Here is a 6271-nt window from a genome sequence, read left to right as displayed (position 1 = left end):
CCGTTTGCTGTGAGTAAAGATGATCCGATTTTAACAACGATTCGTTTACAAGCCTTGAGCTGACGTTGCCCATCTACCACTTCTATCATCTTGTCCTCAGTTACTCATATTGCAGAGCTTAACGTACGTAGTACACTTCCATTTCGCCATCATCACCGTCTTCATCATCATCGTCATCACCCAAAATACCGGCAAGACGTTGCTGACGACGCATCTCGCGATACGCTTCTTTCGCTGCGATGGTTTGTTCACGTGTTTCAGCTTCAAGCTGGTCACGGAATGCTTTTACTTGTGCTGCGTATTCTGGATCTTCCGCTTCGAGTTCACGTTGTTTCTCGATTTCATCCATCAGGTAATACACAACTTCTTTAGTCCCTTCAGACATAAGACCTGAAGTTTTGAATACCGGACCATTCCACTGCATTTCTTCAAGAAGATGCTTACACCATTCTTCACGCGTATCTTCGTCCAGCTGGTCGACCTTGTTCAGTACCAATACCACTGGCAATTTAGAAAGTGTTGGGGAGAATTTTTTCAACTCATTCAAAATTGCTTTGGCATTGTGTACCGGATCTGAACCGTCAATCGGTTGTACATCGACAATGTGTAACAAAATACGGGTACGTGCCAAATGTTTCAGGAAACGGATACCTAAACCCGCACCTTCAGATGCACCTTCAATCAGTCCAGGAATATCAGCCATGACGAATGAACGATGGCTATCAGCATCCACCACACCCAGGTTAGGCACCATGGTGGTAAACGGATAATCTGCAACTTTCGGTTTTGCGGCAGAAACTGCACGAATAAAGGTAGATTTACCTGCGTTAGGCATACCTAACAAGCCAACATCCGCCAATACTTTAAGTTCTAAACGCACTTCACGGTATTCACCTTTGGCGCCGTGGGTACATTTACGCGGTGAACGGTTAGTCGAAGATTTGAAGTGAGTATTCCCCAAACCGCCTTCACCACCTGCTGCCACCATTACACGCTGACCATTAGAAACCAAGTCACCGATAATATCACCAGACTCAGTATCTACGATGGTTGTTCCGACTGGAACCAATAATACGGTATCTTCACCGCCACGGCCTGCACAGTTTGCACCGCGACCATTTTTTGCACGTTCTGCACGGAATCTACGTGTATAACGATAATCTACTAGGGTGCTGGTATTATCGTCGGCTTGAATATAAATGCTGCCGCCACGACCACCATCACCACCATCTGGACCACCAAAGGGTACGAACTTTTCACGGCGAAAACTGGCTACGCCATTGCCACCGTCGCCAGCCTCTACGGTAATGACTGCTTCATCAACAAAGCGCATGCTGCCAATCCTCTAAAAACTTTAAAACCCCATATTCTGCCATATTTTAAAGAATTTCTCGAATAGTATTATTCAGCAACACTATAAATTTCATTTAGCGTGTTATTTTTGGCTAAGAAGAATTTAGTCTATTGATAAAATCCAGGATCCTTCTGCTGTTATAAAATTAACAGGCAGCTATTCATAAAAACTTATAAAACTTATTGAGAGATCATTTAAGTAAAATACTCAACCCACCCATTTTATCTTCGTTCTGCTAACCAAGACTCTGTTTAACTTATTTTGCCACGCTTTGTTGATGACCCAAAATCTCAGGCAAACTTTTTTCAATCCAGCCAATCAGACACATGATTTTTTCAGCTGCCTGTGAACCGGTAATCGTCAACTGATATTCCACTTTCGGCGGTACGACCGGATAAACTGTTCTTAAAATAAAACCATCTTGTTCCAGCATTTTTAAGGTTTGAGATAACATCTTTTCACTGACCCCCTGTATACGTTGTTTGAGCTCGTAAAAGCGATGCACGCCCTCACTAAGACAACGCAGGATCAAGACTGACCATTTATTCGCAAGATGTTCTAATATTTCACGTGATGGACATTCAGTGGATAAGACCTGCCCCAACACAGGGCTGATCGCATAATTTGTCATAAAGCTCTCTCAATATTTTTATTACTTACTAATTTTAATGCGCTTACTCTTTGTAAGTTATCAGAATAATATTTTAGCAGCAAGCCTATTACTCACTTATATTGAATGAAATAAATATCTTTTTTAATTATCATCAGACATAAAAAAGAGCCTCAAATGAGACTCTTTTTACTACTTTACAAATTATGCATTTGTTTCAGCAGGAACTTTTGGATAGCTTACGCCACACATTTGTTCAGCGATACGTAATACCTGGCAGCTATAACCCACTTCGTTATCGTACCAAACATACGCTGTTAAACGAGTACCTGAGGTGATTGTTGCTTGCGCATCAAATACACCGGCAGTACGTGAACCAATAAAGTCACTCGACACAACTTCAGTAGAATTTGTATAACCGATTTGACCTTGAAGGTTTGAGTTGATTGAGATTTGACGAATGTATTCATTCACTTCTTCACGATCTACTTCTTTCTCAAGTGTTAAGTTAAGAATAGCAAGTGATACGTTTGGAGTCGGAACACGTACAGAGTTACCAGTCAACTTGCCTTTAAGTGCAGGAAGTGCTTTCGCAACTGCTTTCGCAGCACCAGTTTCAGTAATTACCATGTTCAAAGTCGCAGCACGACCACGGCGATCTGCCTTGTGGTAGTTGTCGATCAAGTTTTGGTCATTTGTGAAAGAGTGAACAGTTTCAACGTGGCCATTCAGCACTTTGTATTTGTCATCTAACACTTTTAATACTGGTGTAATTGCATTGGTGGTGCAACTTGCAGCAGAAATGATTTTGTCTTCATCTAAAATGTCAGTATGGTTTACGCCAAATACCACATTTTTCATTTCGCCTTTGCTTGGAGCAGTCAATACTACACGAGCAACGCCTGGGCATTTCAAATGTTCAGCAAGACCTTCAGCATCACGCCATTTACCTGTGTTATCAATTACTAAAGCGTTATTGATGCCAAAAGCAGTGTAATCCACTTCAGATGGGCTAGATGCATAGATCACTTTAATGAACTGACCATTTGCAATAATGGCTTCGTTTTCTTCATCTACAGAAATTGTGCCCTGGAACGGACCGTGAATTGAGTCACGACGTAATAATGAAGCACGTTTTTCCAAATCACCATCAGAAGATTTACGAACTACGATTGCTTTAAGGCTTAAACCACGACCCAAACCTGATTGGCCAATGATTAAACGAGCAAGAATACGACCGATACGACCAAAACCGTAAAGAACAACGTCTTTGCCTTCTACAGCCTTCGCATTACCTACTAAAGATTTCACTGCATCCGCAACAAAAGCGTCAACATCTCCACCTTTTTCTTTGAATTCAACAGCAAGTTTACCTAGATCAATTTCTGCTGAACCAATATTATCAATTTTAGCTAAAGCTTCTAAAATCGGGAAAGTGTTGACAACTGAAAGTTCAACGTCCATTACACGTGTACGGCGATGAGCTTTTAAAATCTGGATTACTGAACGGTTAACTAAAGAACGACCGTATACAGAAGTCACGATATTTTTTTCACGATATAATTGACCAATCAGGGCAATCATACGTTCCGCGATTTCTTCACGGTTTTTCCAGCGACCTTGGTGATCTGCATGTAGGGCGATGATAGTGTCTTTGCTCACAGCTACGTCCTCTAATTAATTGTATATCTAGGCATAAATTTCAAACCCGACAATTGTAAAGGAATTATCAGCAAGTTTGAATCAAAAGCTGAATATTCAATGTGCTTTTTACGCTATATTCAGTATAAATTTACAAAATAGTTGTAACTATTTTTATGATTTTACTATTAAAGATTAAAAACTTTCCTCTAAAGACAAACTATACTTTTTTGTTAAATGTTGCTTTATCAAACAAAGAAAATTTTCACCCAATAAGTGCAGGGCGGCTTATTTAATTCTATCCTAATAATTTTCGATATTCTGATTCAGCGCAAGCTGTTTACGTTTTTGCTTAACCAGATGAAGTGTACCTTCAATCACCAACAATAAAACGGCAATCCAGATCGGAATATAAGTCAGCCATTCCCCTGCTTCAACCCGCTCACCCAGCACAATAGAGGCAAAGGCCAAAAGCACGGGTTCCAGATAACTGAGTAATCCAAAAATGACAAATGGTAAATATCGGCTAGCCAAAATATAACTACCCAGCCCCAGTGCACTTAAAAAACCCAGACCAATCACGACCCAAATTAAATGAGGGAAGTAAGCCATTAAACTCAGACTATCGCTATGTATGAAGCCCAAATAAAAAGCGACCGGTAAAATAAGACATAAATCCCACCAGAAACCGCCCAGATGATCAGTTTTAAAGGCACGGCGTAAAAAGAAATATAAGGGATAAGCCAAAGCGACATATACGGTTTCCCAAGCGATACTGCCTATACGCCAGATTTCATGCGACACACCTAAAATTGCCAATATCACAGCGGCCAGTTGCCATCTCGACAGTTTTTCTTTGTAAAGTACACAACCGACCAGCACCATCACCAAAGGCAACAAGAAATAACCCAGTGAAACCTGCAAGCCGCGACCGTTAATCGGTCCCCACAAAAACAGCCACAGCTGTGTGGTACACAGAATGGAACTAAAAATCAGCCAAGTCAGAAACAGAGGCTGTTTAACAATACGCTTAAAAATTTGGGAAACATGTTGTAAATCACCAGACCAATACATAAACAAAGTTAGAAAAGGCAAGGTCGTCAGCATGCGCCAAGCGAAAGTTTGTTCACTGTCCAAGGGTTTCAGGAACTGGCTATAAAAATACAATGCCCCAAAAGTAATAGATGCCAATACTGACAAAGCCAAGCCTTTATACATCTTTTACCTCAAGGAAATTATTTATTTCATGACCGCAGAAAACCATCCAAAATACTGGATCATTCATCTTTTTTTTAAAGGAACGCTATATTAGCAAATAAAAAACCATGCCTAAGCATGGTTTTAACTTTTGTCAAAATATTGAGTTTATTATTTGATCGTCTGCTTGGTATGAATGACATCACCCAAGTCATAGCCGACTGACTTCGCATACTCTAAATATTCATTGACCACTGCCTGGTCAGGTTGCGGTGAACGCGACAATACCCACATATATTTACGGCGTGGTTCACCTACCAATACGGTCTGATAGTTTTCATCAAGTTTAAGCACCCAATAATCACCACGGCCGAAAGGTAACCACCGGATCGCCTCAGGGAAGAAACTTACTTTCAATTTCGTATTAAAAGGCGCATTTTGAATAAATGCCTCACCAACTGATTGAGTAAGCTTGCCGTCTTTGGTATAGCAGCGGTTATCGACGCCCACATTGCCATTTTCATTCAGGGTATAAGTCGCAGTGACATCACGATCGCACTTATTCTGAAAGTATAAAGGTTTACGAGCAACTTCATACCAGACACCTAGATATTTATCCAGCTCAACCTTTTCCACTGTTTGTAATGGCTTGGTTTGCGCATATGCCATCGTCGCCATACCCAGACCGAGCAATACTGCTCCACCCACGGCAATTTTCGCCAGTTTATAACTTGCTTTTGGAAGATTATTGCTTGTCATAAAAGTACCTTTCAGTCAAAATTTTAAATTCTTAAAATGCTTGCACATTTAAAAATAACGACTCCAACCAAATCATACTGTAGCGTTATGTAATGATTTTGCAAAGAAAATCACCACCCTAGCTTAACATTTGCGCTTTCAAACGAACAATTTCATCACGCAGTCGGGCGGCCTGTTCAAACTGCAATTCTTTCGAGGCTTTCAGCATTTCTTTTTCCAGTTTGGACAAATGCTTGGCCAGTAATTTAGGGTCTGCCAGGATATGGCGTTCATCCGCACTTAAGGCACGCGCCTGATTCGAGATTTTCTCGTCAATCTCATCATCGTTCAGGATTTCGCCAGTATCAATATCCTGACTGTTCTGACGCTTGGTGCTGCGCGGGGTAATCCCATGCAGTTCATTAAATTCGATCTGTTTGGCCCGGCGTCGCTCGGTTTCATCAATGGCTTTCTGCATTGAATCGGTAATCCGGTCTGCATACAAGATTGCCTTACCTTTCACGTTACGTGCAGCACGACCAATGGTCTGAATCAATGAACGCTCCGAACGCAAAAAGCCTTCTTTATCGGCATCTAAAATTGCCACCAGGGAAACTTCCGGCATATCCAGACCTTCCCGCAGCAGGTTAATACCGACCAGTACATCATGCACACCACTACGCAGCTCATGAATAATCTTGGTACGTTCTACCGTATCAATATCCGAGTGC

Annotated in this window: 6 protein-coding genes; all 6 read right to left on the bottom strand. The window is 41.3% G+C overall.

Annotation, left to right across the window (positions count from 1 at the left end):
* Nucleotides 1–118 precede the first annotated feature (118 nt).
* Nucleotides 119–1333, bottom strand: coding sequence for an Obg family GTPase CgtA (cgtA, locus tag B2Y23_RS01930; RefSeq protein ID WP_291354667.1), 1215 nt, complete (start codon nt 1331–1333; stop codon nt 119–121).
* A gap of 277 nt (nt 1334–1610) precedes the next feature.
* Nucleotides 1611–1985 (bottom strand): winged helix-turn-helix transcriptional regulator, encoded by a 375-nt coding sequence (locus B2Y23_RS01925; protein ID WP_291354668.1) that lies wholly within the window; start codon nt 1983–1985, stop codon nt 1611–1613.
* A gap of 183 nt (nt 1986–2168) precedes the next feature.
* The gene (locus B2Y23_RS01920; protein WP_291354669.1) at nt 2169–3626 is read right to left on the bottom strand and encodes a glyceraldehyde-3-phosphate dehydrogenase; all 1458 of its coding nucleotides are present in this window, start codon (nt 3624–3626) and stop codon (nt 2169–2171) included.
* Nucleotides 3627–3908: 282 nt separating this feature from the next.
* The gene (gene rarD, locus B2Y23_RS01915; RefSeq protein ID WP_291354670.1) at nt 3909–4823 is read right to left on the bottom strand and encodes an EamA family transporter RarD; all 915 of its coding nucleotides are present in this window, start codon (nt 4821–4823) and stop codon (nt 3909–3911) included.
* Nucleotides 4824–4973: 150 nt separating this feature from the next.
* On the bottom strand, nt 4974–5561 hold the full coding sequence (locus B2Y23_RS01910; protein WP_291354671.1) for a lipocalin family protein: 588 nt from the start codon (nt 5559–5561) through the stop codon (nt 4974–4976).
* Between the two features lie 118 nt (nt 5562–5679).
* Nucleotides 5680–6271 (bottom strand): helicase-related protein (locus B2Y23_RS01905; protein WP_291368694.1); only part of this gene is annotated, 592 nt, incomplete at its 5' end.

The sequence above is a fragment of the Acinetobacter sp. UBA5934 genome (assembly GCF_002430855.1).
Classification (GTDB): Bacteria; Pseudomonadota; Gammaproteobacteria; order Pseudomonadales; family Moraxellaceae; genus Acinetobacter.
This window is presented reverse-complemented; position numbering and strand designations above follow the sequence as displayed.

What these genes read in the sequence shown, in the direction of transcription:
- rarD (WP_291354670.1), bottom strand. Translation starts at nt 4,823, where the DNA reads ATGTATAAAGGCTTGGCTTTGTCAGTATTGGCATCTATTACTTTTGGG.
- cgtA (WP_291354667.1), bottom strand. Translation starts at nt 1,333, where the DNA reads ATGCGCTTTGTTGATGAAGCAGTCATTACCGTAGAGGCTGGCGACGGT.
- B2Y23_RS01925 (WP_291354668.1), bottom strand. Translation starts at nt 1,985, where the DNA reads ATGACAAATTATGCGATCAGCCCTGTGTTGGGGCAGGTCTTATCCACT.
- B2Y23_RS01910 (WP_291354671.1), bottom strand. Translation starts at nt 5,561, where the DNA reads ATGACAAGCAATAATCTTCCAAAAGCAAGTTATAAACTGGCGAAAATT.